Consider the following 15986-nt stretch of genomic DNA (forward strand, 5'->3'; position numbering starts at 1 on the left):
GGTTTACCCGCGAAGAGGCCAGCCCAGGAAAAACACCAAAAAAAACCCCGGCACAGAGGCCGGGGCTTTCGTGAAACAGGCAGCAGTTTCAGCGTGCGTAGGTCATCAGCACATCCGCAGCGGTCTGGCTGTCCACACCCATCATCACGCTCAGGGCAGTGACGGTAAGGATGGAGAAGCCGAACACCTTGCGAGCCCACTTGCTGTCGTCCTCGGCCTTGTAACCACCCCAGGCCATGTACAGCCAGTACAGGCCCATGGCAGCTGCCACAGCCAGGTAGCCGAGGCCGGCGTAACCGCCGAGGGTAAGCATCAAGGTGGCGAGCACAAAGGCCAGCACGTACAGCACGATCTGCTTCTTCGCCGCCAGGATGCCACGTGCCACCGGCAGGACCGGAATGTTGGCAGCGCTGTAATCCTTGAAGCGGAAGATCGCGATGGCAAAGCTGTGCGGCATTTGCCACAGGCTGAACATCACCAGCAGGGTTACCGCAGCCAGGTCGAAGCTGTTGCTCACGGCGCAGTAGCCGATCACCGGAGGCATGGCACCGGACAGGCTGCCGACCAAGGTGCCGTGCACCGATTTACGCTTCAGCCACAGGCTGTAGAAACCGACATAGACGACAAAGCCAATCAGTGCGCAGAACGCAGACAACGGGTTGGCCTGGACATACAGCAGGCTGAAACCCGCCACCCCGAGCAGGGTGGCGTAGATCAGCGCGAGGGGCAGCGACATGCCGCCCTGGACCATGACGCGGTTCTTGGTGCGCTCCATCTTGTGGTCGATGTCACGGTCGATGCAGTTGTTGAACACGCATCCGGACGCGACCACCAGCGAAGTACCGATCACCACCGCCAGGAACAGGGCGAAATCCACATGGCCCTTCGAGGCAAGGAAGAAACCGCCTGCCACGGAAAGCACGTTACCGAAAATGATCCCCGGTTTGGTGATTTGGATAAAGTGCTTAACGGACATGCAGTCTTACCTCACTTGGCCAACATTTCGAAGTGGATGCTGAACATGATCCACAGCGACAGGCCGACAAGCAGAGCGATCACCAGGGTGGTGAACAGGAACGTCGAAACGTTGTTGCGTTGCTCTTTCGAGCGGTCCATGTGCAGGAAGTAAACCAGGTGAACAACTACCTGGATCACGGCCATGGCAACAATGATCAGAACGGTCAGGTTCTTCGGCAGGCTGGCAGTCATGGCCAGGCCGAACGGGATCGCAGTCAGGATGATCGACAGTACAAAACCGATCATGTACGACTTGACGCTGCCGTGATTACCTTCGTGATGAGTGTCGTGTGCGTTAGCCATTACAGAACCCCCAGCAGGTAAACGACGGTGAATACGCAGATCCAGACCACGTCCAGGAAGTGCCAGAACAGGCTCAGGCAGCTCATGCGGGTCTTGGCGGTCGGCGTGATGCCGTGCTTGTTGATCTGGTACATCATGATTGCCATCCAGATCAGACCAGCAGTCACGTGCAGACCGTGGGTACCTACCAGGGCGAAGAAGCCCGACAGGAAGCCACTGCGCTGCGGGCCGAAGCCCTCGCTGATCAGGTGATGGAACTCATAGATTTCCATCGCGATGAAGCCTGCACCGAACAGGAAGGTCACAGCCAACCAGCCCAGTACGCCCGCTTTCTTGCCATCGAACATCTTCAGCATGGCGAAGCCGAAGGTGATCGAGGACAGCAGCAGGAACAGCGTTTCAACAGCTACGAAATCGAGCTGGAAGATGTCGTGACCCGACGGGCCGCCGGCAAAACTGCCGGACAGCACCGCGTAGGTGGCGAAGAGCGACGCAAACAGGATGCAGTCGGTCATCAGGTACAGCCAGAAGCCCAGTACGGTCATCTGGCCCGAGTCGTGGTGGTGGTCGTCATGCCCATGGTCGTGACCATGAGCAGCGCCGCCGTGCATTACTTGACTGGACATTGATTACACCCGCTCAAACGATTCGACACGTGCGCCGGCAGGCAGAGCACCTGCTTTGGCCAGCGCTTTCATACGCTCGCCTTCGATGCGCGCCACTTCTTCGGCCGGAACCATGTAGCCCTGGTCGTCACGTGCAGCGTGGCGAACGAAGACAGCGATGGTTGCAACCAGGCTCGCGCCCACCAGCCACCAGATGTGCCAGATGAAGGCGAAGCCGAAGACGGTCAGGAACAGGCCCATGAACAGACCGGTAGCAGTGTTGCTCGGCATGTGGATGGCTTCGTACTTGGCCGGGGCCTTGTACGCAACGCCCGCTTCCTTGGCTTCGTGCCAGCAGTCCAGGCCAACTTTCTCAGGCATGTGAGCGAAGTTGTAGAACGGAGGTGGCGAAGAAGTCGACCATTCCAGGGTACGGCCGCCCCATGGGTCGCCGGTCACGTCCAGGTTCTGGTTGCGGTCGCGGACCGAAACGAAGATCTGGATCAGCTGGCAAGCGATACCGAACAGGATCAGCACGGCGCCGACAACGGCTACGTACAGGTAGGGTTCCCACAGTGGGTTGTCGGAGTGGTTCAGACGACGGGTCATGCCCATGAAGCCCAGGGCGTACAGCGGCATGAACGCAACGTAGAAGCCCGACAGCCAGAACCAGAAGGCAGCTTTGCCCCACTTCTCGTTCAGGGTGAAGCCGAAGGCTTTCGGGAACCAGAAGGCGAAACCGGCGATGTAGCCGAATACCGCGCCACCGATGATCACGTTGTGGAAGTGCGCAATTACGAACAGGCTGTTGTGCAGGACGAAGTCAGCACCCGGAACGGCCAGCAGTACGCCGGTCATGCCACCGATGGAGAAGGTGACCATGAAGCCCAGGGTCCAGAGCATCGGTGCGGTGAAGCGCACACGGCCTTGGTACATGGTGAACAGCCAGTTGAACAGCTTCACACCGGTCGGAATGGAGATCAGCATCGTCGCCAGGCCGAAGAAGGTGTTGACGCTGGCGCCGGCACCCATGGTGAAGAAGTGGTGCAGCCATACAGCAAAGCCGAGGATGGCGATCGCGCCCGATGCGTAAATCATCGAGTGGTGGCCGAACAGGCGTTTGCCAGAGAACGTCGAAGTGACTTCCGAGAACACGCCGAAGGCCGGCAGGATCAGGATGTAAACCTCAGGGTGACCCCACGCCCAGAACAGGTTGACGTACATCATCGGGTTCCCACCAAGCTCGTTGGTGAAGATGTGGAAGTCCAGATAACGGTCAACAGTCAGCAGAGCGAGTGCAGCAGTCAGGATCGGGAACGAAGCGACGATCAGTACGTTGGCCCAGGTGCAGGTCCAGGTGAAGATCGGCATGTCCATCAGTTTCATGCCAGGTGCGCGCATCTTCATCACGGTGACGAGGAAGTTCACGCCGGTAAGCGTCGTACCCAATCCGGATAGCTGTAGCGCCCAGATGTAGTAGTCGACACCCACCCCAGGGCTGTACTGAATGCCCGCGAGCGGCGGATAGGCAACCCAGCCGGTCTTGGCGAATTCACCAACGCCCAGCGAGATGTTGACCAGCAGCACGCCTGCCAGCAGCAGGTAGAAGCTCAGGGAGTTCAGGAACGGGAAGGCAACGTCACGTGCACCGATCTGCAGAGGAACCGCCAGGTTCATCAGGCCGGTGAAGAACGGCATCGCCATGAAGATGATCATGATCACACCATGAGCGGTGAAGATCTGGTCATAGTGTTCAGGCGGCAGGTAGCCTTCGGAGCCGCCGGTTGCGGCAGCCAGCTGGGTACGCATCATGATGGCGTCGGCAAAGCCGCGCAGCAGCATGACCATCGCGACGATGATGTACATCACGCCGATCTTTTTGTGGTCGACAGTAGTCAGCCACTCGCTCCACAAGTAGGTCCACTTGCGGAAATAGGTGATAAGACCGACGACAGCGATACCGCCGAGCGCGATCATGGCAAGCGTCACCATGACTATCGGCTCGTGATAGGGTATCGCCTCCAGGCTTAATTTACCGAACATCTCTTACTCCTCTGCACCGGCAGCTGGTTGCATACTCGATTCCACACCCTTGGTTGTGGCCAGATCTTTGCTGCCTGCTTCTTCGTGGCTACGACCGCGGTTCATGCCTTCGTACTTGTCGACGATCAGCTGGAACTGCTCAGGCGAAGCCTCGCTATACAGCGCGACCGGGTTGTTTTCGCTTGGTTTGGCCAAGGCGTCGTATTCGGCCTTGTCCAGCTTCTTCGGCGACTGCTTGACTTCAGCGACCCACTTGTCGAAGTCTTCCTGAGAGGTGGCAGTAGCCTTGAATTTCATGCCGGTGAAGCCAGCACCGCTGTAGTTGGCGCTGATACCGTCGAATTCGCCGTTTTCGTTGGCGATCAGGTGCAGCTTGGTGGTCATGCCGGCCATGGCGTAGATCTGACCGCCCAGGCCCGGGATGAAGAACGAGTTCATCACGGCGTCGGAAGTGACGCGGAAGTTGACCGGAGTGTTAGCCGGGAAGACGATCTTGTTGACCGTGGCAATGCCCTGCTCCGGGTAGATGAACAGCCACTTCCAGTCCAGCGCGACCACGTCGATCTGAATCGGCTTAACGTCCGAATCCAGCGGACGATAAGGGTCCAGCTTGTGGGTGGAGTGGTAGGTGACGTAACCCAGGGCGATGATGATCAGGATCGGGATGATCCACACCGCGGCCTCGATCTTGGTCGAGTGCGACCAGTCAGGGGTGTAGGTGGCTGCCTTGTTGGAAGCACGGTACTTCCAGGCGAACGCCAGGGTCATGATGATCACAGGGATTACCACCAGCAGCATCAGGCCGGTAGCGATCAGGATCAGGTTCTTTTGCTCAATGCCGACCTGGCCCTTCGGGTCGAGCAGGGTCCAGTTGCACCCACTGAGTAAAAGCATGCCTAAAAAGGGCAATATGCCAAACAGTCTGGGGTAACGCTTTTTACTCATCTCACGACCTCTAGATCAGCTTGCTTCAATGCAATTTGTGTTTTGGTAGCCAACACTTCGTCCTGCCAAGTGAGGCATTTCGCGCCCGTACTCGCTCCTGCCTGGGGTCCGACTGCAGGACCTTGGCTTCAAGCGGGTTAGCGGTGCTTATGGTTTCGTAGGCAACAGGCCTGTACTTCAGACCAAGTCCATTTGGTGCGGGAAAACGCGGAGGGGTGTCCGCCCGGTATCGCCGTTGGGCGAAACTTGACGAAGTCAGCAAAAAGGAGCGCTGGGGCTTCCTTCAATCCTGCGACTCGCAAGCAGTGCCGAACGGAAATTGGGGGCGATTGTAGATAGGTCGCCAACCCTTGACTATGACTTATTGAGCAACAGTCTTTTACAGAATACGTAACAATGCTGCTCAATAATTCAACTTCGCGACAGTTTGTCGCACCCCGCTTGCTAGGCCTCAAAGCCGCATTCTGCAAGGCCTGTGGGTTGATCTGGATCAAGCGGTGCGCAACTTTTCCCTCTTCTCATGCGGTGCAAAAGACCCCATGCAATTCGGGACTTTTGTCTAAGCCTGGCGTCGATTGCGGTAGATACCGAGCGGGACGAGGACGGCGGTCAGCACGAACGCCACAAGTGCCCATTGCGCCAGCGACAGGCCGAGGATCGGCGGATACGGCGTGCTGCAGAAGCCGTCGACCTGAAACGCCAGTGGCCACAGCTTTGCCAGTGGCAGGTCATCCACGATCGGCTGCAGGGTATCGATACCGCAACTGACCATGGGGTTGGCGAGTATATACACATGGTTGCCAGCCGCAACGATTCCGCCAATTGCACTGAGCACCACCAATGCCTCGAAGAAGGTCAGGCTGCGGCGCCCAGGCATCGCCGCAGCGATGAAGGCAAACACGGCAATGAACAGCAACGCATAACGCTGCAGGATGCACAACGGGCAAGGTGCCTCGCCTAGCACCACCTGCATGTAGAGGGCGCCGCCGATCAGTGAAAGGCAGATCAGCCCCAACAGCACCAGAAAGCGCCGTTCCCGATTCAGGCGCGATGTTTGTTCGTTCATTGCCGGTTCCTTCGATGGATAGTGGCAGCGTGGTCCGCCTGCCTGGGCGCAAGTCTACACGCTGGGCATGGCCTGTGAGCATGCCGAGGGAGCGTCGCGGAAGCACTGCGCAGGGCTATCCAGTGTGACTGAGACCGGCCGCAACGACGTCGGTTCAACGCCGGGCGGCAAAAAAACGGCTGCCCAGGTGCCGCGCAGGGGCAAGCCCCTCGACACCCGGGAGTGAAGGATACCGTGATTAAAGGATGATTAAGGATGAAAGCGCAGCGCCCGGTTTCATCTTTCCTTTATATATAGGCAGAACGGTGTGCTGCAGCGGGGGGACGAGTACTTTATAAGCCTGTACCGGCCCCTTCGCGGGTAAACCCGCTCCTACAGAGACGGCACCACATTCAAGACCGGTGCAATACCTGTGGGAGCGGGCGTGCCCGCGAAGAGGCCGGCACAGGCGCTATATCACTCCAGCGCTGCCGCCGGCCCGAAGAACTCGTAGCGGCTCTGCTGCTCCGGCACCCCCAGGCCCTTCAGCTGGCGTTTGACCGCCGCCATGAAGCCCTTGGGGCCGAGGAAGTAGGCGTCCACGTCACGCTCCTGCGGCAGCCACTCGGCAAGCAGGTCTTCACTGAGCAAACCCACGGCGTCGGCCGCAGCGCCACCTTCCGGCTCGGCATAGCAGTAGAAGCGCTTGAGCTGTGGATGGCGCGCCGCCAGGCCATCGATCCAGTCCCGGAAGGCATGCACCGCGCCGTTACGCGCACAGTGGATGAAGTGCACCTCGCGCCGGGTTTGCAGTGCTGCCTGCAGCATCGCCAGGGTCGGGGTAATGCCCACCCCTCCGCTGATCAGCACCAGCGGCTTGTCGCTGGCTGCCAGGGTGAAGTCACCCGCAGGCGGGAACAGTTTCAGGGTATCGCCCACCACCAGCTCATCGTGCAGGTAGTTGGAGACCTTGCCGCCCGCCTCGCGCTTGACGCTAATGCGGTATTCCTTGCCGTCGCACAGCGCCGACAGGGAATAGTTGCGGCGCTGCTCTGCACCGTCAAGGTCAAGTTTCAGACCGATGTACTGGCCAGGTTCTGCCTTGAGCACCGGCATGCCATCCACCGGGGCGAAGTAGAACGAAACGATCTCGCTGCTTTCCTGCTCGCGGCGTACCAGGCGGAATTCACGGGTACCGCGCCAGCCACCCTCGGCCTCTTCCTTCTCTTTATAGAGGTTTTCTTCAGCGCCAATCAGAATGTCGGCCAGCTGGCCATAGGCCGCGCCCCACGCGTCGATCACCGCAGGGGTGGCAATGTCCTTGCCCAGCACTTCCTCGATGGCGCGCAGCAGGCAGCTTCCGACAATCGGGTAGTGCTCCGGCAGAATCTGCAGGGCAACATGCTTGTTGATGATCTGCCCAACCAGACCGCCCAGTTGCTCCAGCTGGTCGATATGGCGGGCATACATCAACACGCCATTAGCCAGCGCACGCGGCTGATCGCCACTGGCCTGGTGGGCCTGGTTGAACAGCGGCCGTACCTCGGGGTATTCGCTGAGCATCATCTTGTAGAAGTGGGTGGTCAGCGCTTCGCCGCCGCTTTCCAGCAGAGGTACAGTGGCCTTGATGATTGCACGTTGTTCGGCATTGAGCATTGCAACAACTCCTGAGCCTGTGGCTTCAAATGACTGCCCCTGCCATTACAGCAATCGTGCCAACTTTTATCGCCAGCAAAATCAGGGGTTTGATGCAGGTCATGTCAAAACGACCCACCTCTGCGTATAGTCATATCGACCCATAGGAGTCCATATGACTACACAGCCACTGCTCACCACCCTCCTGCCCCTGGTCAGCGACCTGTCCCGCGATTTGCCCGACCAGGAACGCTACCGCCGCCTGTTGCAAGCCATGCGTGGCCTGCTGCCGTGCGATGCTGCAGCACTGCTGCGACTGGATGGTGAATGGCTGGTGCCGCTGGCAGTGGATGGCCTTAGCCCCGACACCCTCGGCCGGCGCTTTCGGGTCAGCGAGCACCCGCGTTTCCAGATACTGCTCAGCCGCCCGGAACCCACCCGATTCGCCAGCGATTCCGAACTGCCCGACCCCTACGATGGTTTGGTCAATGCCCCCGATGCCGACCTTGAAGTGCACGACTGCATGGGCTGCCCGTTGATGGTCGATGAGCGCCCATGGGGCCTGGTCACCCTCGACGCCCTCACCCCCGGGCAGTTTCAGAGCCTGGAGCTGGATGCCCTGCAGGCCTTTGCCAGCCTGGCTGCCGCCACCGTTACCGTAGCCGAGCGTATCGAGCACCTGGCCCTGCGCGCCGAAGACGAACACCATCGCGCCGAGCTCTACCGTCAGGCCAGCGGCCAGGATAGAGAGCTGATTGGCCAGAGCCCCGCGCACAAACGCCTGGTGGAGGAAATTCGTCTGGTCGGCAGCAGCGACCTGACCGTGCTGATCACCGGCGAAACCGGGGTTGGCAAGGAGCTGGTGGCCCAGGCCCTGCACCAGGCCAGTAACCGCGCCGACAAGCCGCTGGTCAGCCTCAACTGCGCCGCCCTGCCCGACACCTTGGTGGAAAGCGAACTGTTCGGTCATGTGCGCGGCGCCTTCACCGGCGCGCATGGCGAGCGCCGCGGCAAGTTCGAACTGGCCAACGGCGGCACGCTGTTCCTCGACGAAGTTGGCGAACTGCCGCTGACGGTGCAGGCGAAACTGCTACGCGTGCTGCAAAGCGGCCAGCTGCAGCGCCTGGGTTCGGACCGCGAGCACCGGGTGGACGTGCGCCTGATCGCCGCTACCAACCGCGACCTCGCTGCCGAGGTGCGTACGGGCAACTTTCGCGCCGACTTCTATCACCGCCTCAGCGTTTACCCGCTGCACGTACCACCTTTGCGCGAACGTGGGCGAGACGTGCTGCTATTGGCGGGCTACTTCCTCGAACAGAACCGTTCACGGCTGGGCCTGAACAGCCTGCGCCTGAGCCATGAGGCCCAAGCCGCGTTGATCGCCTACGACTGGCCAGGCAACGTGCGCGAACTGGAACACCTGATCGGCCGCTCGGCACTCAAGGCGCTGGGCCAGCACCCTGATCGGCCACGTATCCTCACCCTCGAAGCCATCGACCTGGACCTGCGTGTGTCGGCAACCACGCCAGGCACGCTGCCCTCCCCTGCTGCACCGCTGCAAGTGGTCACCACGCCTGAAGGCGGCTTGCGTGAAGCCGTCGATAGTTACCAGCGACAGGTGATCGAAGCCTGCCTGCAGCGGCATCAGGACAACTGGGCAGCAGCGGCCCGCGAACTCGGTCTGGACCGCGCAAACCTGAGCCGTTTGGCCCGCAGGCTAGGGCTTCGCTGAGGCTTTTCTACCAAAGGATTAACCCAGAAAGCCATCTGGTTGCTTCCCCACCGGCTGCTATATCTCCCTAACCACCCGTTTGTCGACTGCCTGGTCGAGGCTGTGCGTAAGACCCCTGAAAGGGCTCTGTTACGTCGGTTGTGGCCCGAACACTCGGGCCGGGGGATCCGGATATCAGCAGGGAGCATCCATGGACAACATCGTCGTCGCCGATAAGCAATCCGAAGTCGCCACTCAGAGCGCCTGGGGCAATATCAATCTCAAAGCACCAAGCGTCGTGCAGGTACCGGTATCTCCAGACAAAGTGGCCACGGTCACCCAGCGCGGGCAGGACCTGATCGTCACCCTGAAGTCGGGGGAAAAGGTCACCATCGGTAACTTCTTCGCCGTGGACCAGGCCGGGGTCGGCAGCGATATGGTCTTCGTCGGCGAAGACGGCACCCTGTGGCATGCCCAGTACGATGCGGCAGCGTTCACCGGTTTCACCTTCGAAGAAGTGGCCTCGCTGGACGAACTGGTCGCAGGCATCGGTACTGCAGGCAGCGCCATGCCAACTTGGGCGATTGCCGGGCTCAGCCTGCTGGGCGTGGGCGGCGCAGCAGCAGCGGCGGACAATGGAGGCGGGGGCAGCAGCGGCGGTTCCGACCCCGACACCAGCGCACCGGCCACGCCGATCGACCTGCTGGTTTCACCGGATGGCCTGCGTCTGACCGGACGTGGCGAAGCAGGCACCACGGTGAACATCCGCGACGACGCCGGCAACCTGATCGGCAGCGGCACAGTGGGTGCCGACGGCAACTTCAACGTGACGTTGAATGCGCCGCAGATCAACAGCGAAAACCTTGATGTCACCCTGACCGACGCCGCCGGCAATGTCTCGGCGCCTGGCACTGTCACTGCACCGGACGCAACTGCACCACTGGCGCCGACCGACCTGGCAATCAATGAGCAGGGTAACACCCTCACCGGTCGTGCCGAGCCCGGCTCGACGGTATCCGTACGAGGCGCAGGTGGCGTATTGCTGGGCACTGCGGTGGCCGGTGCGGACGGCCAGTTCAGCATCACCCTGCAACCGCCACAAAGCGACGGCCAGGCCCTGGAGGTCAGCGCTGCAGACGCGGCAGGCAATAGCTCGCCAGTTGCCAACATCACGGCACCGGACGTCGACACCCCTGATACTACAGCCCCTGAACAACCGACCGACCTGGCCCTTGCCGATGGCGTCACCTTCACCGGTCGCGGTGAGCCCGGTGCTACCGTGCAGGTGCGCGATGCCGGCGGTACTGTCATCGGTACTGGTGTCGTCGGTGCCGACGGCCTGTTCAGCATTGCCCTGTCGCCTGCCCAGGCCAATGGTGAAGCACTCGATGTGCGTCTGGTGGATGCCGCCGGTAACAGCTCTGCCCCATTGCAATTCGATGCGCCGGATATCACCCCACCTGAAGCAGTAACCAATATTGCAGTTGGTGCTGACGGCCTGGCCCTGAGTGGTCAGGGCGAGCCGGGTGCCACTGTGGAAGTGCGCGATGCCAGTGGCACCGTGATCGGCACGGGTGTGGTCGGTGCCAACGGCACCTTCCTGATCGACCTCGCCCCAGCCGCACAGCCGGGCGAGCAGTTGAGCCTGGTACAGACCGACCCAAGCGGCAATGCTTCGGTGGCTACTGAGTACGACGTACCGCTGACCACTGCGCCCGACAGCCCGAGCAATCTGGCCATCGATGCTGATGGCACCACCCTCACCGGTACCGCGCCGGCCGGCAGCCGTGTGGAAGTGCATGATGCCAACGGCACGTTGATTGGCAGTGCCATTGCCAGCGCCGATGGCAGCTTCAGCATCGAACTGAATCCCGCACAAGCCAACGGCGAACTGCTGGACGTGGTCGCCATCGATGACGGCGGCATTTCCTCGCTGCCCGCCCAGATCACCGCGCCCGACATCACCGCCCCTGCCGCCCCAACCGAACTGGCGGTCAGCGCGGATGGCAGTGTTATCACCGGCCGTGCCGAACCGGGTAGCACCGTGCGTGTCCTGGCTGCCGACGGCACCGAACTGGGCACTGCCGTGGTCGGCCCGACCGGCGTGTTCAGCCTCAACCTAAACCCGCCACAAGTTGACGGCGAAGTGCTACAGGCCACCGCGACCGATGCCGCTGGCAACACATCGCCAAGCAGCGCAGTCACCGCACCGGATATCGACGGGATCGATACCACGCCACCGGCAGCCCCGACTGACTTGGTGATCGGTCTTGCCGGCAGCCAACTCAGTGGTCGAGGCGAAGCCGGCTCTACGGTGCAGGTGCGTGACGCGGCCGGCAACATCCTCGCGACTGGCAACGTCGCTGCAGATGGCACCTTCGTCATTACCCTGGCCCCTGCCGTGAACGACGGCAGCACCTTGCAAGTCACCCTCACCGACGCCGCTGGCAACGTATCGCAACCAGGCTCGGTCACCTCGGCCGACTTGCTGCCGCCAGCACAACCGACTGACCTGGCCCTGACCGATGGTGTCACCTTCACCGGTCGAGGTGAGCCCGGTGCTACCGTCCAGGTACGCGATGCAGCCGGCAACCTGATTGGCACCGGTGTCGTCGGGGCCGACGGCCTGTTCAGCATTGCCCTGTCGCCTGCCCAGGCCAACGGCGAAGCCCTGGACATCCGCCAGGTGGATGCCGCCGGCAACAGTTCGATACCGCTGGAGTTCACAACCCCCGACATCACACCGCCCGATGCGGTCACCGACATCCTGGTCGGCCCAGGTGGAACGGCCCTGAGCGGTCGTGGCGAGCCGGGGGCCACAGTGGACGTGCGTGATGCCAATGGCACCGTGATCGGCACGGGTGTTGTCGGTGCCAACGGCACCTTCCTGATCGACCTCGCCCCGGCCGCACAGCCAGGCGAGCAGTTGAGCCTGGTGCAGACCGACCCAAGCGGCAACGCTTCGGTGGCTACCGAGTACGACGTACCGCTGACCACTGCGCCCGATAGCCCGAGCAATCTGGCCATCAATGCTGATGGCACCACCCTCACCGGTACCGCGCCGGCCGGCACCCGTGTGGAAGTACATGACGCCAACGGCACGCTGATTGGCACTGTGGTGGCTGGCCTCGACGGCAGCTTCACCGTAACCCTCGACCCGCCCCAGGCCAACGGCGAACTGCTGGACGTGGTCGCCATCGATGACGGCGGCGTTTCCTCGCTGCCCGCACAAATCAACGCGCCCGACATCACCGCCCCTGCCGCACCGACCGAACTGGCCGTGAGCGCGGACGGCAGCGTTATCACCGGCCGTGCCGAACCAGGCAGCACCGTGCGCATCGTGGCTGCCGACGGCACCGAACTGGGCACTGCCGTGGTCGGCCCGACCGGCGTGTTCAGCCTCAACCTCAACCCGCCACAAGTTGACGGCGAAGTGCTGCAGGCCACCGCGACCGATGCCGCTGGCAACACTTCCGTTGCCAGCTCGGTCACCGCGCCGGACATCGATGGCGGCGATACCACCCCGCCTGAAGCACCGACCAATCTGGTGATCGGCCTTGCCGGCAGCCAGCTCAGCGGTCGAGGCGAAGCCGGCACTGCCGTGCAGGTGCGTGACGCGGCCGGCAACATCCTCGCGACCGGCACCGTCGCTGCAGATGGCACCTTCGTCATTACCCTGGACCCTGCCGTGAACGACGGCAGCACCTTGCAAGTCACCCTCACCGACACCGCCGGCAACGTATCCCAGCCTGACTCGGTCACCTCGGCCGACTTGCTGCCGCCCGCACAACCGACTGACCTGGCCCTGGCCGATGGCGTCACCTTCACTGGTCGCGGCGAGCCCGGTGCTACCGTGCAGGTGCGCGATGCCGGCGGTACTGTCATCGGTACTGGTGTCGTAGGTGCCGACGGCCTGTTCAGCCTCACCCTGTCGCCGGCCCAGGCCAATGGTGAAGCACTCGACGTGCGTCTGGTGGATGCCGCCGGCAACAGCTCTGCCCCATTGCAATTCGATGCGCCGGATATCACCCCACCTGAAGCAGTAACCAATATTGCAGTTGGTGCTGACGGCCTGGCCCTGAGCGGTCGCGGCGAACCGGGCGCCACCGTCGAAGTTCGCGATGCCAATGGCACCGTGATCGGCACGGGTGTCGTGGGTACCAACGGCACCTTCCTGATCAACCTCGCCCCAGCCGCACAGCCGGGCGAGCAGTTGAGCCTGGTGCAGACCGACCCAAGCGGCAATGCGTCCGTGGCTACTGAGTACGACGTACCGCTGACCACTGCGCCCGATAGCCCGAGCAATCTGGCCATCAATGCTGATGGCACCACCCTCACCGGTACCGCACCTGCTGGCACCCGTGTGGAAGTGCATGACGCCAACGGCACGTTGATTGGCAGTGCCATTGCCAGCGCCGATGGCAGCTTCAGCATCGAACTGAATCCCGCACAAGCCAACGGCGAACTGCTGGACGTGGTCGCCATCGATGACGGCGGCATTTCCTCGCTGCCCGCCCAAATCACCGCGCCCGACATCACCGCCCCTGCCGCACCGACCGAACTGGCCGTGAGCGCGGACGGCAGCGTGATCACCGGCCGTGCCGAACCGGGTAGCACCGTGCGTGTCCTGGCTGCCGACGGCACCGAACTGGGCACTGCCGTGGTCGGCCCGACCGGCGTGTTCAGCCTCAACCTCAACCCGCCACAAGTTGACGGCGAAGTGCTGCAGGCCACGGCGACCGATGCCGCTGGCAACACATCGCCAAGCAGCGCAGTCACCGCACCGGATATCGACGGGATCGATACCACGCCACCGGCAGCCCCGACTGACTTGGTGATCGGCCTTGCCGGCAGCCAGCTCAGTGGTCGAGGCGAAGCCGGCTCTACCGTGCAGGTACGTGACGCGGCAGGCAACATCCTCGCGACTGGCAACGTCGCTGCAGATGGCACCTTCACCGTCACCCTGGACCCTGCCGTGAACGACGGCAGCACCTTGCAAGTCACCCTCACCGACGCTGCCGGCAACGTATCGCAACCGGGCTCGGTCACCTCGGCCGACTTGCTGCCGCCCGCGCAACCGACTGACCTAGCCTTGGCCGATGGCGTCACCTTCACCGGTCGCGGCGAGCCCGGTGCCACCGTGCAGGTGCGCGATGCTGCCGGCAACCTGATTGGCACCGGTGTCGTCGGTGCCGACGGCCTGTTCAGCCTCACCCTGTCACCTGCCCAGGCCAACGGCGAAGCCCTCGACGTACGCTTGGTGGATGCTGACGGCAACGCCTCTGCGCCGCTGCAATTCGATGCGCCGGACATCACACCGCCTGACGCAGTAACCAATATTACAGTTGGTGCTGACGGCCTGGCCCTGAGCGGTCGCGGCGAACCCGGTGCTACTGTGGAAGTGCGTGATGCCAATGGCACCGTGATCGGCACGGGTGTGGTCGGTGCCAACGGCACCTTCCTGATCGACCTGAGTCCGGCCGCTCAGCCGGGCGAACAATTGAGCCTGGTACAGACCGACCCAAGCGGCAACGCTTCCTCGGCACTGCAATTCGAAGTCCCGGTCACCACTGCGCCTGCCAGCCCCAGCGACCTGGTGTTCGCCGAAGACGGCAGCAGCATCAGCGGTACCGCACCTGCCGGCACCCGTGTGGAAGTGCATGATGCCAACGGCACCCTGATTGGCAGTGCCATTGCCAACGCCGATGGCAGCTTCAGCATCGAGCTGAATCCCGCACAAGCCAACGGCGAACTGCTGGACGTGGTGGCCATCGATGACGGCGGCATTTCCTCGCTGCCCGCCCAGATCACCGCGCCCGACATCACCGCCCCTGCCGCCCCAACCGAACTGGCGGTCAGCGCGGACGGCAGCGTTGTCACCGGCCGCGCCGAACCGGGCAGCACCGTACGCGTGCTGGCCGCCGACGGCACCACTGTGCTGGGTAGCGTGGTAGTTGGCGCTACCGGCAGCTTCAGCATCACCCTCGACCCGCCGCAAATAGACGGCGAGGTGCTGCAAGTGACGGCCACCGATGCGGCAGGCAACACCTCCACCGCCAGCAACCTTACCGCGCCGGACATCGATGGCGGCGATACCACCCCGCCTGAAGCACCGACCAATCTGGTGATCGGCCTTGCCGGCAGCCAGCTCAGCGGTCGCGGCGAAGCCGGCTCTACGGTGCAGGTGCGTGACGCGGCCGGCAACATCCTCGCGACCGGCACCGTCGCTGCAGATGGCACCTTCGTCATTACCCTGGACCCCGCCGTGAACGACGGCAGCACCTTGCAAGTCACCCTCACCGACGCCGCCGGCAACGTATCGCAGCCGGGCTCGGTCACCTCGGCCGACTTGCTGCCGCCAGCACAACCGACTGACCTGGCCCTGGCCGATGGCGTCACCTTCACCGGTCGCGGCGAGCCCGGCGCTACCGTGCAGGTGCGCGATGCCGGCGGTACTGTCATCGGTACTGGTGTCGTCGGTGCCGACGGCCTGTTCAGCCTCACCCTGTCGCCTGCCCAGACCAATGGCGAAGCACTCGACGTGCGTCTGGTGGATGCCAGCGGCAACAGCTCTGCCCCATTGCAATTCGATGCGCCGGACATCACACCGCCTGACGCAGTAACCAATATTACAGTTGGTGCTGACGGCCTGGCCCTGAGCGGTCGCGGCGAGCCCGGTGCC

9 protein-coding genes are annotated in these 15986 nt (G+C 62.5%); 2 read left to right on the forward strand and 7 right to left on the reverse strand.

What is annotated here, in order from left to right:
* Positions 1–88: 88 nt before the first annotated feature.
* The 7 genes from cyoE to hmpA form a co-directional block, all read right to left on the reverse strand.
* Positions 89–976: a heme o synthase gene (cyoE, locus tag BJQ17_RS16505; RefSeq protein ID WP_003248596.1), complete on the reverse strand. Its 888-nt coding sequence runs from the start codon at positions 974–976 to the stop codon at positions 89–91.
* A gap of 11 nt (positions 977–987) precedes the next feature.
* Complete coding sequence (gene cyoD, locus BJQ17_RS16510) at positions 988–1320, reverse strand: cytochrome o ubiquinol oxidase subunit IV (protein WP_003248599.1); 333 nt, start codon at positions 1318–1320, stop codon at positions 988–990.
* The gene (gene cyoC / locus BJQ17_RS16515) at positions 1320–1946 is read right to left on the reverse strand and encodes a cytochrome o ubiquinol oxidase subunit III (protein WP_012051225.1); all 627 of its coding nucleotides are present in this window, start codon (positions 1944–1946) and stop codon (positions 1320–1322) included. The genes cyoD and cyoC overlap by 1 nt, the downstream gene beginning before the upstream one ends.
* A 3-nt stretch (positions 1947–1949) precedes the next feature.
* Entirely contained in the window at positions 1950–3968 is a 2019-nt protein-coding gene (gene cyoB, locus BJQ17_RS16520; protein WP_003248603.1) for a cytochrome o ubiquinol oxidase subunit I, read from the reverse strand.
* 3 nt (positions 3969–3971) lie between these two features.
* Entirely contained in the window at positions 3972–4913 is a 942-nt protein-coding gene (gene cyoA / locus BJQ17_RS16525; RefSeq protein WP_003248605.1) for a ubiquinol oxidase subunit II, read from the reverse strand.
* A 559-nt stretch (positions 4914–5472) separates the two neighbouring features.
* Positions 5473–5979: a disulfide bond formation protein B gene (locus tag BJQ17_RS16530; protein WP_003248609.1), complete on the reverse strand. Its 507-nt coding sequence runs from the start codon at positions 5977–5979 to the stop codon at positions 5473–5475.
* Positions 5980–6435: 456 nt separating this feature from the next.
* A complete protein-coding gene (gene hmpA, locus BJQ17_RS16535) occupies positions 6436–7614 on the reverse strand; it encodes an NO-inducible flavohemoprotein (protein ID WP_070096336.1) in 1179 nt (392 codons plus the stop codon).
* A 154-nt stretch (positions 7615–7768) separates the two neighbouring features.
* Between hmpA and norR the strand changes: the two genes are divergently transcribed.
* Both norR and BJQ17_RS16545 read left to right on the forward strand, forming a co-directional pair.
* The gene (gene norR / locus BJQ17_RS16540; RefSeq protein ID WP_060538643.1) at positions 7769–9325 is read left to right on the forward strand and encodes a nitric oxide reductase transcriptional regulator NorR; all 1557 of its coding nucleotides are present in this window, start codon (positions 7769–7771) and stop codon (positions 9323–9325) included.
* A 190-nt stretch (positions 9326–9515) separates the two neighbouring features.
* On the forward strand, positions 9516–15986 hold a 6471-nt coding region (locus BJQ17_RS16545; protein WP_139139788.1), incomplete at its 3' end, for an Ig-like domain-containing protein.

The sequence above is a fragment of the Pseudomonas sp. NBRC 111139 genome, assembly GCF_001753955.1.
GTDB classification, from domain to species: Bacteria; Pseudomonadota; Gammaproteobacteria; order Pseudomonadales; family Pseudomonadaceae; genus Aquipseudomonas; species Aquipseudomonas alloputida.

Bases quoted from the DNA above. Each gene is read 5' to 3' on its own strand.
- cyoD (WP_003248599.1), bottom strand. From the start codon at position 1,320: ATGGCTAACGCACACGACACTCATCACGAAGGTAATCACGGCAGCGTC.
- cyoC (WP_012051225.1), bottom strand. From the start codon at position 1,946: ATGTCCAGTCAAGTAATGCACGGCGGCGCTGCTCATGGTCACGACCAT.
- BJQ17_RS16530 (WP_003248609.1), bottom strand. From the start codon at position 5,979: ATGAACGAACAAACATCGCGCCTGAATCGGGAACGGCGCTTTCTGGTG.
- cyoA (WP_003248605.1), bottom strand. From the start codon at position 4,913: ATGAGTAAAAAGCGTTACCCCAGACTGTTTGGCATATTGCCCTTTTTA.
- norR (WP_060538643.1), top strand. From the start codon at position 7,769: ATGACTACACAGCCACTGCTCACCACCCTCCTGCCCCTGGTCAGCGAC.
- cyoE (WP_003248596.1), bottom strand. From the start codon at position 976: ATGTCCGTTAAGCACTTTATCCAAATCACCAAACCGGGGATCATTTTC.
- hmpA (WP_070096336.1), bottom strand. From the start codon at position 7,614: ATGCTCAATGCCGAACAACGTGCAATCATCAAGGCCACTGTACCTCTG.
- cyoB (WP_003248603.1), bottom strand. From the start codon at position 3,968: ATGTTCGGTAAATTAAGCCTGGAGGCGATACCCTATCACGAGCCGATA.